General features: G+C 59.0%; 12 protein-coding genes. 7 read left to right on the top strand and 5 right to left on the bottom strand.

Annotation, left to right across the window (positions count from 1 at the left end):
* Positions 1-17 precede the first annotated feature (17 nt).
* Positions 18-1,337, bottom strand: coding sequence for an O-acetylhomoserine aminocarboxypropyltransferase/cysteine synthase family protein (locus ACGG9J_RS08215; protein ID WP_390135244.1), 1,320 nt, complete (start codon positions 1,335-1,337; stop codon positions 18-20).
* 266 nt (positions 1,338-1,603) lie between these two features.
* On the opposite strand from ACGG9J_RS08215, the gene ACGG9J_RS08210 reads away from it, so the two are divergent.
* The 4 genes from ACGG9J_RS08210 to ACGG9J_RS08195 all read left to right on the top strand — a co-directional run bounded on the left by ACGG9J_RS08210 (position 1,604) and on the right by ACGG9J_RS08195 (position 6,969).
* Positions 1,604-2,500, top strand: a complete 897-nt coding sequence (locus ACGG9J_RS08210) for a pyridoxamine kinase (protein ID WP_390135242.1) — start codon at positions 1,604-1,606, stop codon at positions 2,498-2,500.
* A 701-nt stretch (positions 2,501-3,201) separates the two neighbouring features.
* Positions 3,202-3,720 carry a YraN family protein gene (locus tag ACGG9J_RS08205; protein WP_390135240.1) on the top strand — a complete coding sequence of 173 codons (519 nt, stop codon included), beginning with the start codon at positions 3,202-3,204 and terminating at the stop codon, positions 3,718-3,720.
* The gene (locus ACGG9J_RS08200; protein ID WP_390135238.1) at positions 3,720-5,306 is read left to right on the top strand and encodes a YifB family Mg chelatase-like AAA ATPase; all 1,587 of its coding nucleotides are present in this window, start codon (positions 3,720-3,722) and stop codon (positions 5,304-5,306) included. Before ACGG9J_RS08205 ends, ACGG9J_RS08200 begins: the two co-directional genes overlap by 1 nt.
* Before the next feature lies 1 nt (position 5,307).
* Positions 5,308-6,969 carry a DNA-processing protein DprA gene (locus ACGG9J_RS08195; protein ID WP_390135236.1) on the top strand — a complete coding sequence of 554 codons (1,662 nt, stop codon included), beginning with the start codon at positions 5,308-5,310 and terminating at the stop codon, positions 6,967-6,969.
* Here the strand turns inward: ACGG9J_RS08195 and ACGG9J_RS08190 are convergent.
* Positions 6,885-7,229: an MGMT family protein gene (locus tag ACGG9J_RS08190; RefSeq protein ID WP_082067705.1), complete on the bottom strand. Its 345-nt coding sequence runs from the start codon at positions 7,227-7,229 to the stop codon at positions 6,885-6,887. The two genes, ACGG9J_RS08195 and ACGG9J_RS08190, sit on opposite strands and share 85 nt — an antisense overlap.
* Positions 7,230-7,307: 78 nt before the next feature.
* On the opposite strand from ACGG9J_RS08190, the gene ACGG9J_RS08185 reads away from it, so the two are divergent.
* The 3 genes from ACGG9J_RS08185 to ACGG9J_RS08175 all read left to right on the top strand — a co-directional run bounded on the left by ACGG9J_RS08185 (position 7,308) and on the right by ACGG9J_RS08175 (position 11,238).
* Positions 7,308-9,209, top strand: coding sequence for an FAD-dependent oxidoreductase (locus ACGG9J_RS08185; protein WP_390135233.1), 1,902 nt, complete (start codon positions 7,308-7,310; stop codon positions 9,207-9,209).
* A 129-nt stretch (positions 9,210-9,338) separates the two neighbouring features.
* On the top strand, positions 9,339-10,487 hold the full coding sequence (locus ACGG9J_RS08180; RefSeq protein ID WP_408069109.1) for a succinate dehydrogenase/fumarate reductase iron-sulfur subunit: 1,149 nt from the start codon (positions 9,339-9,341) through the stop codon (positions 10,485-10,487).
* A gap of 73 nt (positions 10,488-10,560) precedes the next feature.
* On the top strand, positions 10,561-11,238 hold the full coding sequence (locus tag ACGG9J_RS08175) for an O-methyltransferase (protein ID WP_390135231.1): 678 nt from the start codon (positions 10,561-10,563) through the stop codon (positions 11,236-11,238).
* A gap of 19 nt (positions 11,239-11,257) precedes the next feature.
* Here ACGG9J_RS08175 and ACGG9J_RS08170 read toward each other — a convergent pair whose 3' ends face one another.
* The 3 genes from ACGG9J_RS08170 to ACGG9J_RS08160 form a co-directional block, all read right to left on the bottom strand.
* Positions 11,258-12,025 (bottom strand): LOG family protein, encoded by a 768-nt coding sequence (locus tag ACGG9J_RS08170; protein WP_390135229.1) that lies wholly within the window; start codon positions 12,023-12,025, stop codon positions 11,258-11,260.
* A 322-nt stretch (positions 12,026-12,347) separates the two neighbouring features.
* The gene (locus ACGG9J_RS08165) at positions 12,348-13,103 is read right to left on the bottom strand and encodes an ABC transporter permease (RefSeq protein WP_390135227.1); all 756 of its coding nucleotides are present in this window, start codon (positions 13,101-13,103) and stop codon (positions 12,348-12,350) included.
* A gap of 31 nt (positions 13,104-13,134) precedes the next feature.
* Complete coding sequence (locus tag ACGG9J_RS08160; protein WP_390135225.1) at positions 13,135-14,049, bottom strand: ABC transporter ATP-binding protein; 915 nt, start codon at positions 14,047-14,049, stop codon at positions 13,135-13,137.
* Between the last annotated feature and the right edge of the window lie 363 nt (positions 14,050-14,412).

Below are 14,412 nucleotides of genomic sequence, written 5' to 3'. Positions count from 1 at the left end.
GGAAGTGCGATTGCCGGCTACTTGGCCAGACCGGACTCCTTCAATGATTGGAAGGCGCCCTTGAGGTCATCCAGAATATCCTCGATGTTCTCTGTGCCGATGGAGAGCCTGATGGTACCGGGATGGATGGCCTGATCCTCCAGCTCCTCCGGCGTCTCCTGGGAGTGGGTGGTCGATGCCGGGTGTATGGCCAGCGACTTCACATCAGCGACGTTGGCCAGCAGGGAGAAGAGATGCAGGTTGTTGATGAAGACCCTGGCCGCATCCTTGCCGCCCTTCAGATCGAAGGTGAAGATGGACCCGGCGCCGTTGGGGAAGTAGCGCTTGTAGAGCTCGTGATCGGGGCGTCCCTCGATGGCCGGGTGGCTGACCGACTCCACCTCCGGCACGGTCTGCAGGTAATCCACCACCTTCAAGGCGTTCTCAACGTGGCGCTCAACCCTCAGCGAGAGCGTCTCGGTCCCCTGCAGGAGGAGGAAGGCTGCAAAGGGCGAGATGACGGCGCCGGTGTCGCGCAGGAGGATGGCGCGAATGCGGGTGACGAAGGCCGCAGCCCCCAGATCCTGGTAGAAGCGCAGACCGTGGTAGCTGGGATCGGGTTCGGTCAAGGTGGGGAACTTGCCGGGCACTGCCGCCCAGTCGAACTGGCCGCCTTCCACGACGACCCCGCCCAGGGTGGTGCCATGGCCGCCGATGAACTTGGTGGCCGATTCCACGACGATGTCAGCGCCGTGCTCCAGCGGACGGAAGAGGTAAGGAGTGGCGAAGGTGTTGTCGACGATCACCGGCAGGTTGTGGTCATGGGCGATCTTGGAGATGGCCTCAAAGTCGGGCAGGTCGGCGTTGGGGTTGCCGAAGGTTTCGAAGAAGACCAGCTTGGTGTTCTCCTGGATGGCCGACTCGAAGTTGGACGGGTCCGAAGGATCCACGAAAGTGGTCTCGACACCATCGCGGGGCAGCGTGTGCTTGAGGAGGTTGAAGGTGCCGCCGTAGATGTTCTTGGAGGACACAATATGGTCCCCGGTCTGGGTGATGTTCCGGAAGGCATACTCCACGGCTGCCGCTCCCGAGGCCACGGCCAAACCAGCGGTGCCGTTCTCCAGGGCGGCGATCCTGTCCTCGAAGACCCCCTGGGTGGAGTTGGTCAGACGGCCGTAGATGTTGCCCGGATCCTTCAGCGCGAATCGGGCCTCGGCGTGATCGAAGTTGTGGAAGACGTAGCTGGTGGTGGCGTAGATGGGCACGGCCCGGGAATCAGTGGCGGGGTCGGCCTGCTCCTGGCCCACGTGGAGCTGAAGCGTCTCGAAATGGTACTTGTGCGGGTTCTGGTCGGTCATGTCGATTCCTATCTGCTAGTGACGTGCGTCCTCATCCATGTTCTTGAATGTGACCATAAGCGGCACAAGCCCACCTGTTCAAGCCAGAAGGGACTTTTCGGTATCGTCCTTTTTTATAACAGCTTCCAAAAGGTTGAAAACTGGCCTTTTTTATCTCGCTATTGCACACGCGGCGGTGCCCGTTTAACCCCTCCGCTGTAGAGTCGAGTAAGCGACGGAGAAGACTCCGCTGCGAACAGCCTCAGCAGGCATGAAGGAGTTCAAAGATGGCCGGACAGACGGACGATCAGAACAGGCTCTACCAGCGCGACAGCAAGTACATTCCCCGAGTCGCCGCTGTGCATGACATGTGCGGGTATGGCAAGTGCTCGCTGACGGCCGCCATTCCCATCCTTTCGGCAGCAGGATGCGACGTTTGCCCGGTGCCCACCGCCCTGTTCAGCGCGCATACCATGTTCAAGGACTACACCTTCCACGACACCACTGAAATGCTGCCGGGATACCTGGATGCCTGGCAGAAGGAGGGCGTCGAGCTGGACGGGATTTACACCGGGTTCCTGGGAAGCGCCGAGCAGGTCGACATCATTCAGCGCATGTATCGGGAATATCCCAAAGCCCTGCGGCTGGTCGACCCGGTCATGGGCGACAGCGGGTCCATGTACCCCACCTACACCGAGGAAATGTGCCGGGCTGTGACCAATCTGGTCGATGGGGCCGACCTGCTCATGCCCAACTTGACCGAGGTCAGCCTGCTGACCGGCATCGACTACGAAGGCCAGGACCTTGACGATGCCCAGGTTGACGAGCGTCTGGGCCGCCTGCTGGACATGGGCGCGAAAAACGTCATCATCAAGGGCATCGACCGGAAAGACGGCAGGCTGCGCAACTTCGTGGCTTCGGCAGATCATGGCGGAGTCAGCGAGCGCACCGAGCTGGTCCACGACAAGCTGCCCTTCATGATCCATGGAACCGGCGATGCCTTCGCCTCCAGCCTCTGCGGTGCGCTCTTTGCAGGACGAGGCCTGGCCGATGCCGCCCGGATCGCCGGCGAATTTGTTCGCTCGGCCATGCAGCACACACGCAATCAGCCCGATTATCAGCAGCGCGGTGTCAGCTTCGAGCTGGATCTGGGCCTGATGACCGCTCTGATGCAGGAGCAGTGAGCCCAAGGTCGGTGAAGCAGCCTAGAAGTCCGGGCATTCGTCAAGTTTGGAAAACCAAGGTGGATGAATGGAATCCAGACCAACTCAATCGCCTTATTGTTGCCGACCAAATAACCGGTCGACAAGCTGACAAATCAGTCATAGAGATGGGTTGACCACAGCAGACCGGAAGGCGTTGCCAGCGAATTCGCCAGCGGTGTCTTCCGGTCTTTTTATCTGCCTGTTGCCCTGCTCCCTTTGCTTATTTGCCTTACTTGGTGTCACTCGTTTCTGCTTCCTTGGTTCTGCTTTTCTTGATTCCGCTTTGCTTGGTTTCTGTCTCAGTCCTTCTTGCCTTTGCCGCCTCTGCCTGATGCAGAGATAAGCGCAATAGGTACAGCGTCTGCATCGTCAATCCACTCGTTCATCCACTTTCGTGCGTGCGCAGGTTCATTCGACCACATGCCCGGTTCTACTAGTCGCCGACCTCATTCCAGTGGTCTCCTAGAGACATGGATACACAAGCACTGACTAGACCAACCAATCTCCGCACAGTTCTCAACGACAGGGACGACAGAACCGATGCCGATGCTATATTCGCAGGCCCATCGGTCACACAGCCCTTAAGCGCTCTGCCCGATTCCATAGGCTCCGCCAGCAACGCGGAAATCATACAACCCGAGAAAACCAGATTAGGTACGAGCAGCCATGAATCTTGCGACATGGAGCTGGCAGATGTTGAGCGTCAGATCAGAGCCAAAGGCGTAAGCAACCGAGAGCTCGGACGTTTGGGCGAAGACTACGCCTGCCAGTGGCTGCGACAACGAAAATGGAGAATCCTGGCCCGGAATTGGAGAAGCAGATTCGGCGAGCTGGACATCATCGCCCTGGATCCTGAGGCGACTCTGGTCTTCGTAGAGGTCAAGACCAGACGCACCGGTCGGTTCGGGTCCCCGGAACAGGCAGTCGGCCCGCGCAAACAGACCCATCTGCGTCGAGCAGCTGTCCAATGGCTGATCAGCCACGACCGAGATCCCAACGCACGGCATCGCGGCACCCGTTTTGATGTCATCAGCCTGTCAGTCAAGTCCGACCCTGCCAGAAGCATGCATTCCGAAGGGTCCCATCCCCCGGCTTCCTGTCAGGCATCCGCCGAGGCCGTCAGGGGATCCAACCGTTCGGGCAGAGGCGGCTGGAATCCGGGATCGGTCTTCCTCAGACACACCAGGGAGGCCTTCTGATGCGTCTCGGATCCGCCGAATCCGTAGGACTGATAGGCCTCAAGGCCTTTCTCATCCACGTGCAGTCCTTCATCTCCCCAGGGCTGCCCTACTTCTCCATCATCGGTCTGCCGGATGCCTCCTTGTCGGAGTCGCGGGAACGGGTCAAATCCGCCTGCTCGGCCTGCGGATTCCGGTGGCCGCAGACCAGGGTCACCGTCAACATGTCCCCTGCTTCAAAACCCAAGCATGGCTCCTCACACGATCTGGCCATCGCGACCAGCGTTCTGGAAGCCGGCGGAGCGCTGCCGACGGAGGGCCTGGACCATACCGTCATCCTGGGCGAACTCAACCTGGACGGCAATATTCTGCCCATCAACGGTCTGCTCCCCATTCTCACTCAGGCCAGAGCTCAGGGAATCACGCATGCTTTCGTCCCTGCAGACAACCTTGATGAGGCCCGTCTGGTTCCCGATATCGAGGTCGTGGGATTGCGCCACCTGGGCCAGCTCATCCAGGCCTTGGGTGGGCAAAGCAGGATTGTCGTCCCCGAAGCAGACACTCGCCGGGACTCTGACAAGTCGACCGCCATAGCGAGTGTGCACCCCAGGAACTCAGGTCATGAAGACAACTCACCCGCCAATGCCGACCCGTCTCCGCCCAAGCCGGACATGGCTGATGTGCTCGGCCAGGAGGAGACCAAGTGGGCCATGATGGTAGCTGCAGCCGGCGGTCACCACATGCTCATGGTCGGCCCTCCAGGAGCCGGTAAAAGCATGCTGGCTGAACGGCTTCCCAGCATCATGCCCGCTCTGGATGCTGTCCAACAGCTGGAGGTGGCTTCCATCCGATCCCTGTGCGGCACGCTGAGCCAGTATGGGATCACCGATGTGCCGCCCTTCGAGGCTCCTCATCATACGATCTCCATGGCGGCCATGGTCGGGGGCGGCGCAGGACTGGCCACCCCTGGAGCCATCACCCGTGCCCACCGCGGCGTCCTCTTCATGGATGAAGCCCCGGAATTCTCCCCAAGGGTGATCCAATCCCTGCGCGAGCCCCTGGAGATCGGGCGAATCTTCCTGTCCCGCGCCAAGGGCAGCACCACCTTCCCGGCTCGTTTCCAGCTGGTCATGGCTTCCAACCCCTGCCCCTGCGGATACGGATACGGCACAGGCGAGCGCTGCACCTGCACGCCCCGCGAGCGCCTCCGCTACTGGAACAGGCTGTCAGGACCCATCATGGACCGCATCGACATCCAGACCACAGTCCCTCCTGTGACCGACCCCGGATTCGGCGACCACCGTCCACGCCAGCACAGCGCCCAGATCCGCCAGCGTGTGACCCGCGCCCGTCAGACAGCAAAAGAACGCTTCCGCAAGCAGGGCTGGACCTGCAACGCCCAGATCAGCGGCGAATGGCTGCGCCGGAATACATCAGCCAAGGCCCGTTCGGTCGTGGATCAGGCCCTGCGCAGGCAACGGATCAGTCTGCGAGGTGCCGACAGGACCATGCGCCTGGCATGGACTCTGGCAGACCTGGATGGACGGACCAGCCCGGGTGCGGACGATGTGACCACCGGCATCCTGCTCAGAACGAGGGCTGTCTGAGATGTCCAAACCCTTGATAAAGACCATGCCTGCCGGCCGACCGCGACCGATGACCATGGTCAAGAGCGACTGGCTTGCCAGAGCTGTGCTGACCTTGGCGGCAGATGGCCCCGATGCCTTCATGATCGCCTGCCTGCTGGGCTCGGACCAGGCAGCCGACCTGTGCCGAAACCTGATCGAGCTGGGAGCGCCGAACCAGTCGGATTGCAAGGACCCTCACGAAGCAGCACGCTCCAAACTGGACGAACGCTTTCTTAAGGGGACGGCTCGGTGGGGACGGCAAACGAGGCCCGAGGACCTCGCCCGGTTCCACAAGATAAGCAGCTCCTGGCGAAGACGTCTGACGCCCCTGCTGGCCATGGACACCGACCAGGTGCGGACCATGATGACTGGTGGAGGCCAATTCTGGGTGATGACCCCAGGCGACCCCTGCTGGCCAGGTCAGGTGGACGACCTGGCACGCCGCTCCGACTGGGCCCCTCCCCTCTGCCTGTGGGGACGAGGCAATCCTGAAGCATTGATCTGCTGTGACCACCCCTTGGCCGTGGTCGGGTCAAGAGCCTGTGACGAGTATGGCCGGTCCATCGCCCATCAAATAGCCAGACAGGCTGCCGGCCAAGGCCACCTGGTCGTCTCCGGCGGGGCCATGGGCACGGATGCCGCCGCCCACTGGGGAGCCCTGGCCGCTGGCGGCGGACGCACGGTCGCCGTTTTTGCTGGAGGCCTGCTGCATATGGGCCCCAAACGCAACAGCCGTCTGTTCGAGAACATCGAGGCAGATGGCGGCGCGCTGATCAGCGAGCTGCCGCCTGGCACCATCCCTGAGGCGCGTAGGTTCCTGCTGCGCAACCGGATCATCGCCGCCCTGGCCTCCGACATCTTGGTGGCACAGGCCCGTCACCGATCCGGCGCCCTCAACACCGCCAACTGGGGTGTGGAATTGGGCCGTCGCGTGCTGGCTGCCCCCGGCAGAATCGACCAGCCGGAAAACACCGGCTGCAACCGGCTAATCCATGAGGGCAAGGCGGAGTTGCTCCTGTCGGCATCCGACATCCAAGACATCTGCCATCCCGCCCATGGACCTATCCACCCTGACGAGCTTGTTCGACAAGGAACCGACGATTCAGTCAAAACCGCCGAAGATCATGAGCATCAAGGAAGTAGGCAGCCCACGCAGCGCGTACCGTCGCTTGACTGTGATCATCCTATCCAAACCACCCACGGCAATCAGCCGCTCCCGATCACGCTCAAACAATCCGGTACTAATAAAGGCAGGCTTTCGACCCACTCTCAGCACAAAGAGCATCCTTCAACCCCGCCATCAAATCCAGGCATGGCCCATGAACACGAAAAAGCCGACGACGATCGTCTAACCAAGGAGGAGGCAACCGTGCTGGCGGCTATCCGTACCTGCCAGCTCCGGGGCGGTCCGCCCATGATGGGACAGCTTCGCACTGAGCTGGCCAATCAGGGACATGAACTCTCAGTCAGGCATCTGATGCAGCTGCTGGGTTCCCTGGAGATTCGTGGTTCGATCAACCTGCAGAATGGATGCGCGGTAGCTGAAGACCAGAAGAATCAGGCCTTCCAGCGACAGCGATCCAAATCCACCACCCAGCCGTCCGCACCAGCCGATTCATCGCTGCGGGGAGGAACAAAATGAACGCCTTCATCCTCCAGCAGCTGACGCTGACGTTCAGGCCCGCCAAAAGCGAATCCCGGGGCCAGAGAACCATCGCGGAAGACCACGCGATGACAGGGAATCACCCCAGGTTCAGGATTGTCATGAAGCGCATAACCCACGAACCTGGCGTTGCGCGGATGGCCAGTCAGAGAGGCGACCTGACCGTAGGTGGCCACCTTGCCGCGAGGGATCCGCCTGACGACCTGATACACCTGCTGGGAGAAGGAAAGCTCGGTCATGGGATCCATTCTGCCCGCGCAAGCAGACATGGGCTGGAGGAGCCGCCGCTATCAATAGGTCGTGACAGTATCAATGGTATGAATCCGCAGAAGGTCAGAAACCGCTATGATGCCGTCATCGTCGGAGCCGGAGCGGCCGGGTTGTCGACGGCTCTGGGACTCTACAGAGCTCTGGAGAGCGACGGAAACAGGAACGGCTCGTCGCCAAAGGTCCTGGTCGCCTCCAAGCTGCAGCCCCTGCGATCCCACACCGGCTCAGCAGAGGGCGGCATTGCGGCCAGTCTGGGCAACCAGGAAAAAGACGACTGGCATTGGCACTACTACGACACCATCAAGGGCAGCGACTGGCTGGCTGACCAGGATGCCGTGCGGATTCTGGCCGAGCAGGCCCCGGGCATCGTCATCCAGCTGGAGCATGACGGAGTGGCCTTCTCAAGGACTGGAGACGGGCACATCGCCCAGCGGAAGTTCGGCGGCCATACCGCTGATTATGGCGGTCACCCAGTCAGGAGGGCAGCCTATGCAGCCGACCGTATCGGCCATCAGATCCTCCACGCCCTCTGGCAGCAGTGCCTGCGTCTTGGAGTCGAGTTCGCCGAGGAATGGTATGTAACCGATCTGGTCGTCGACCCGCCCACTGATGAGAAAACCGGCGGCCATGCCCGAGGACTGATCGTCCTGGACACCCACGCCGGCAAACTGCAGGCCATCCAAGCCGACAATATCGTCTTGTGCACGGGCGGAGCCGGCCGACTCTTCCATACGACCTCCAACTCCTGGGACCTGACCGGTGACGGCATGGCGCTCGCCCTGCAGGCCGGTCTGCAGCTGGAGGATATAGAGTTCATCCAATTCCATCCCACCGGCCTGGGCCACACCGGCATCCTTCTTTCAGAAGCCTCCCGCGCAGAAGGCGGCATGCTCAGGAACAGTCAGGGCAAGGCTTTCATGCAGGACTACGCGCCGGAACACGGCGACCTGGCCGCCAGGGATGTGGTCAGCCGTTCCGTCATGGCCGAGATTGATGCAGGTCGTGGAGTGGCCGATCCATCGGACCCGGACGGGCCTCATGATTGCGTCTGGCTGGACATGACCGGCATCGATGCCCAACGCATGACTGCCCTGCTCCCCCAGGTCACCGAGACCATCCATCGCTACGCCCACCTGGACCCCACCGTGGACATGGTTCCGGTCAAACCCACCGCCCACTACACCATGGGAGGCATCCCCATTACCGATCGTGGCCGCGTCTACCTCTGGCAGAATGGCCGCCGTCGAATCGTCAACGGACTGTTCGCCGCCGGGGAATGCTCCTGTGTCAGCGTTCACGGAGCCAACCGACTGGGCGGCAACTCCCTGCTGGATGCCTGCCTCTTCGGCACCAGAACCGGACAGACCATCGCCGCCGCCATGTCCAATGCCGACAAGCCAAACGACATGACCGACACGTCTCCGCTGGCACAAGCCCTGCAGAAGCGTCAGGTCTTCATGGACGAGTTGCTGGCTGGCGCAAGCAACACCGAGCCCTCGGAATCAGCATTGGCCGACAACCAAGGCGAAGAACCCGACACCGGTGACGAGGCCAGCCTGAACAACCCTTACGCACTGATGGGCCGACTGGGACGGCTGATGGAGGAGGCCGTTGCCGTCCGATGCGATCAGAGCAGCATCGAAAGGGGTTTGCGCGGCCTGGATCACCTGGATGCTGATGCCAGACAGCTGCGTGCGCACAGTGGGACAGCAGTGCTCAACCAGGAGGTGACCGCCATCATGGAGGTGGACAACCTGCTGACCCTGGCCCGGGCCGTCCTGAACGCCAGCCTGCAGCGTCAGGAGTCCCGCGGCGCCCTGTACCGGAGCGATTATCCGCAGCGCGATGACGAACACTACCTGGCTCACACCATGATCGATGCCGAGGAAAACGTCTCCTGGCAGCCCGTTCATATCGTCGACATGTCTCCCAAGGGTCGCAACTACTGATGGGCTCTGAGCCCAATCTGTTCAGACAGGCAACCGCTCGACACCTATCCAGGTCAGGCAGGGATTAGGATGGAGTCCGCGCATATCAGTGGGCATCGGGCCGTTTCCCGAACAAGGACAGGAGCAACCGTGACATCACAGTCCACGGAATCAGACGGATCCAAGGCATCCGCATCGGACCGCGATCCCCGCCCGGTGACCTTCCGAATAGCCCGGTTTACCCCACGACCTCAATCAGAGCGTCCGGCACGGACCAACCCATTCGCCAAAAGCAATCCTTTCGCCACAACAGGCGGTCGACGGGCCCGCGGACGTCGTTGGACGCAGGAGTACACGATTCGAATCGCCCCACAGCGCACCGTTCTGGATGCCCTTCTGCAGATCAAGCGAGAGGTGGATCCCACACTGAACTTCCGGTACTCCTGTGGCCATGGCATGTGTGGGTCGGATGCCGTGCTCATCAACGGCCGCCCGGATCTGCTCTGCACAGCTACCATCGCCGACTGCCTGGCTGCATCCAAGACCATGCCGAACGCCTACGCCTCACCCGGTGTAGTTAATGGAACTCCGCAGGTCCAACCGTCTCAAGCCTTCCGTCGCACCGGCACAGCGACACCCAAAACGGCCATACCCCCGTCGGCATCGCATCCGGATTCGGTCTCAGACTCAACGGCCTCAGACTTCTCGGCTACGGATCCTGTAGGCACAGCAGGCCCTGCAGAACTTTCAGAAGCTACAGGCCCTATAGATGCCACGCACCTTACAAAAACTTCAAACATTGCAGAATCTTCAGCAGTAGAGATCCGCCCGCTTCCCGGCTTAACCCCGCTCAGAGATCTGATAGTGGACACCGATGCCATGTTTGAGCAGATTCGACGCTTCAAGCCGTATCTGCTCCATGATGACTCCTCGGCTGATAGCAACCAAGCGGCCCAGGCAAAGACGGCCGACACAAAGCCATCGTCGGAATACCGGCAAACCCCGGAAGAGCTGGCCCGGTATGAACTGCTCAGCACCTGCATCGCCTGTGGGCTGTGCCAGGGCGCCTGCCCTATTTATGCGGGCGGTGAAGCCTTCGCCGGACCGGCAGCCATGATCGCAGCGGCTCGATTCATCAACGATTCCCGCGACAGCCATCGGCAGGAACGCCTTGAGGCCATTGACCAGGCGGACGGTATCCAGGCATGCCAGTCCATACGGGCCTGCACCCGACCCTGCCCCCGAGGGATCGACGTGGGCGAAGAGATGTGGAAGCTGGTCGAAGCCGTCAAGGAGTAGCCGAACTCATACGCACACAGTTCAACAAGAGCTGGCGACAAGCTTGTGCCCTCTAGTCGTTACCATGGTTAGCATGGACAAAACCTCGTACAACAACATCGCCAGAGGATGGGAATTCGCCGAGGCAAGCGCTCTGAACGTCGAATCCGACAAGTTGCAGACCTTGCGAGACAAGGCTTCGGAGGCCGGATTCGCCCAGTGTTCCCGGTCTCAGGGCGCCTTCCTGCAGTTCTTGGCTGGCCGGAACGCTCCGGCATCCATCATCCTAGTCGGCAACGGCTCCGTGGTCGAAGCCCTGCGCCTGATGACAGGCCTGCATGGTCATGGCCAGTTCACCGCCGTCGACTCCACAGCCCAAGGCACCTCCCTGGTCAAAAAAATATTCGCAGGCATGGAGAAAGCCCACCCAGGCATGAGGCTGAGGGCGGTCAACGCGGCTGCCCGAACCTACTTTCCCAGGCTCAACCCCAGCGACTACGACCTTATCGTCGTCTCGGGAAACGGGGACAACTACCAGCAGGTCATAGACCAGGCCCCGCGCCTGCTCAAGGACCGGGGACAGCTGATCTTTACGGATGCTTTCGATCTGCTGGAGGACCCGGATAATGGCGGCGTGCTCAACCCGGCCAACAGAACCGCCAAAACGACCACCTTACGCATCATCATGGAGGCCATAAGCAAAGACAATGCCTGGGAATCCTGCCTGCTGCCCATCGGCACGGGCATGATCATGGCCACCCGCGCCCGCTGACTGCTATCCGCCTGCTTATTCAGGCACGGTGACGCAGAATGGCCTGCACAGCCTCATCCGGATCATCAGTGCGGATGACCAGATCGGGGTCCAGCTCAGAAATCATGCCCCGCTGCCTCACCGTGTCTGAGATCCAGTCAAAGAGCCCCTGCCAGTAGGCCCTGTCGAAGAGGACGATGGGCATACTGGGCGCCTTATGGGTTTGGACCAGGGTCAGCACCTCGAACATCTCGTCCAGTGTGCCGAACCCGCCAGGGCAGACGATGATGCCCGAGGAGTATTTCATGAACATCATCTTGCGTACGAAGAAGTAGCGGAAGGTGATGCCCAGATTCACCCAGCGGTTGAGTCCCTGCTCCATGGGCAATTCGATGCCCAGGCCGACGGACTTGCCACCGACCTCAGCAGCGCCCTTGTTGGCCGCCTCCATGATGCCAGGCCCTCCCCCGGTAATGACCGCCATACCGGCCTTGGCCAAGTCGCCGCCCATCTTGCGCGCAGCAGCGTAGTTGGGATCCTCCCTGCCGGTCCGAGCCGAACCAAAGATGGCAGCTGCCGGCCCCAGCTCTGCCAATGCACCGAACCCGTCGACGAACTCAGCCTGGATGCGCAGCACCCGCCAAGGATCCATGTGCAGCCAGTCCGTGTCACCGTCCGATGAGAGCAAACCGGCATTGGCGTCCGCCTCAGGAATCATGGGCCCGCGCATGATGACCGGACCGCTGTGGTAGGTCCTGCCCAGGTCCGGGCCTTCATCTTCATCGTGATTGTCAACCATATCCGTCATCTATGCATTCCTTCATCGGGCCCCAATCCGAAGGACCCGCTCGACCTGTTCCGGCTCTCATGATAGCGGCCCCCACCGCCCGGCTGACGGCAAGACCAGATTCATATCAGGAGAAATCGCCGCAGGCGCTGTGGGTAGCGAGAACAAGCTGAATTAGATCAACAGAGTATGGTGTTGCAGACCCAGACATGGACAAATAACTAAGAGAAAACCGAGTTTGTCCCTCCAACCGTCCTATAGCCGGTGACATGGATAACTTATGACTTGCTTGAATATTTCAACTTTCAAATATGTTTAATCAATGACACTTCGGGCTCCAAACTCACTCCACATCCCATTTGAAACCACGAACCGCTAGAGATACAAGCACTGCAGTAACAGCAAGCACAATGGAAGTTGAAAGCATAGCGCCCGTTTGTTGCAGAGGGTTTTTTGATGCCCAGAAAATGAGATCTCCAAAGAGAGTAGACGGAATCCATCTGATAACATTCGTCAGCCAATCCGGAAGGATGGCGAAGGGTATGGCCAAGCCGCTGAGGAACAAAGCCAACAGTTGCACGAGAGCTCCCAAGTTGGTTGCCAACTGCGGTGACGAAAGCCAGCCACCCATTAAATACCCCAAGGCAAGGAACATGACCAGTCCCAATAAGGACACGACAAAAACTCGACCTACATCCCTAAACGGAAGCAGATTCAGCAATACCGAAGCGCCTACTATGACAAAGATCTGCAGGGTCGCCATAATGAGCCTTACAGCAAGATACGTCATCAAATAGTCTGCTTTTCGAATTGGCGTTGTTGAAAGTACCCGGAGAGCTCCTGATTGCCTGACCTCGGCCAAAGGACCTGCAGTCATGGTCAAAGCTGTACCGGTCACTGCCAGAAAGAGCGCCATGGGCATAACGAATGGGCTGAAGTCCGGAGCATCAGCCTGCCCTTTCATCATCTCGGACATGAGAAGGAACATTCCCGCCATGGCAAAAGGGAAAATTATGACAAAAATAAAGTATGAGGTATTTCTGACTAGTTCACGAGTCTGCAGCGCCAACAAGGGACGAAGGTGCCTTTTTTCTATCATCTGGAGTCCTAACAAAAATGAGTATCAACAATTATTCAAAATCATGCCCAGTCAACTTCACGAAGGCGTCATAAAGGCTTGGTTCGTTCATGCGTAATTGGGAAACCGCAGGGTTGCTCGACAGCACAGCAATAACAGGATCCGTATCGTCGGCACGTATTAAGACGGTTTTCTTATTAACGACTTCCGGTTCGCCAAAAGTTCGAAGCATGCTCACAAGGTCCGATATTCCATCTGGCCTTACTTGGCAGGATACCAACGTCCCCTTTGCATGCTTCCTGATGAGTTCCTCCGGACTGCCTTGGGCTACAGACCGACCATGATCTATCACCGCTACTTCATGGCACAGAACTCGCGCTTCATCTAAATCATGTGTCGATAGGACAATCGTCGTACCTTCTTCAGCCAGAAACCGAAGCACCTTCCAAAGGTCGTCCCGGGCCATTACATCAAGACCAGTGGAAGGTTCGTCAAGTATGGCTAATTTCGTCCGTCCGATGATGGATAGACCAACGTTCAGACGCTGTTTTTGTCCACCTGATAATTTTGCTACTTTGCGGAGCAGCAATTCGTCCAAGCCCATCCATTTTGCGACTTGATCCACGTCGCGTGGGCGATCATAAAGACTGGCCCAGAATGACAGTATCTCCCCCACTCTTTCCTGGGGAAAAATAGTGGACTCCTGAGGTTGAATACTCACCCGCTGATGAATCCACTGCGAATCAGTCTGCGGATTCCTATCGAATACTGTGACAGTTCCGGAAGTCGGTTTTCTCAAGCCGACAGCTATTTCGAGCGTTGTTGATTTTCCAGCACCGTTAGGGCCCAGCAGACCAAAGATGCCCCCTTCAGGTACAATTAGATCAAGGTGATCCAGCGCCTTGATAACCCCTGCCGGCGTTTCATACTCTTTAACCAGATTCCCAAGTTCTATAGCAGCATTCATTGGTGCCACCCTTTGTGGTAGGTACAGCGGTTCGTTAAAGTTTCATTGCATTGAGCGGCCAAACCTGCCAAACACTCTTTGAAAAGAGTACCACCAATGGTGATTGAAATATATCAGCATCAGAACCACTAGCAGTTATGACCTAATGTTCAAGTACCTGTTTACAAATCTAAAGAGGAAAAGGTAACTCAACGCATTGACAAATCAAGCGAACCACCAGTATCTGCCACACATTCATAGAAAGATGAAAAACTCACTTATTGATTCGATCAGCCATCGGCAATACGGAATCTCTGCGGTTCCCCTAATAAGACATCTGCAAGCCCCCCTGCAGCCTCTCTGGCAAAACAAAACACTATCTCC

The sequence above is a fragment of the Bifidobacterium apicola genome (assembly GCF_042846865.1).
Classification (GTDB): Bacteria; Actinomycetota; Actinomycetes; order Actinomycetales; family Bifidobacteriaceae; genus Bombiscardovia; species Bombiscardovia apicola.
This window is presented reverse-complemented; position numbering and strand designations above follow the sequence as displayed.

What these genes read in the sequence shown, in the direction of transcription:
- ACGG9J_RS08170 (WP_390135229.1), bottom strand. Translation starts at nt 12,025, where the DNA reads ATGACGGATATGGTTGACAATCACGATGAAGATGAAGGCCCGGACCTG.
- ACGG9J_RS08165 (WP_390135227.1), bottom strand. Translation starts at nt 13,103, where the DNA reads ATGATAGAAAAAAGGCACCTTCGTCCCTTGTTGGCGCTGCAGACTCGT.
- ACGG9J_RS08190 (WP_082067705.1), bottom strand. Translation starts at nt 7,229, where the DNA reads ATGACCGAGCTTTCCTTCTCCCAGCAGGTGTATCAGGTCGTCAGGCGG.
- ACGG9J_RS08215 (WP_390135244.1), bottom strand. Translation starts at nt 1,337, where the DNA reads ATGACCGACCAGAACCCGCACAAGTACCATTTCGAGACGCTTCAGCTC.
- ACGG9J_RS08185 (WP_390135233.1), top strand. Translation starts at nt 7,308, where the DNA reads ATGAATCCGCAGAAGGTCAGAAACCGCTATGATGCCGTCATCGTCGGA.
- ACGG9J_RS08210 (WP_390135242.1), top strand. Translation starts at nt 1,604, where the DNA reads ATGGCCGGACAGACGGACGATCAGAACAGGCTCTACCAGCGCGACAGC.
- ACGG9J_RS08195 (WP_390135236.1), top strand. Translation starts at nt 5,308, where the DNA reads ATGTCCAAACCCTTGATAAAGACCATGCCTGCCGGCCGACCGCGACCG.
- ACGG9J_RS08175 (WP_390135231.1), top strand. Translation starts at nt 10,561, where the DNA reads ATGGACAAAACCTCGTACAACAACATCGCCAGAGGATGGGAATTCGCC.
- ACGG9J_RS08200 (WP_390135238.1), top strand. Translation starts at nt 3,720, where the DNA reads ATGCGTCTCGGATCCGCCGAATCCGTAGGACTGATAGGCCTCAAGGCC.
- ACGG9J_RS08205 (WP_390135240.1), top strand. Translation starts at nt 3,202, where the DNA reads ATGGAGCTGGCAGATGTTGAGCGTCAGATCAGAGCCAAAGGCGTAAGC.
- ACGG9J_RS08160 (WP_390135225.1), bottom strand. Translation starts at nt 14,049, where the DNA reads ATGAATGCTGCTATAGAACTTGGGAATCTGGTTAAAGAGTATGAAACG.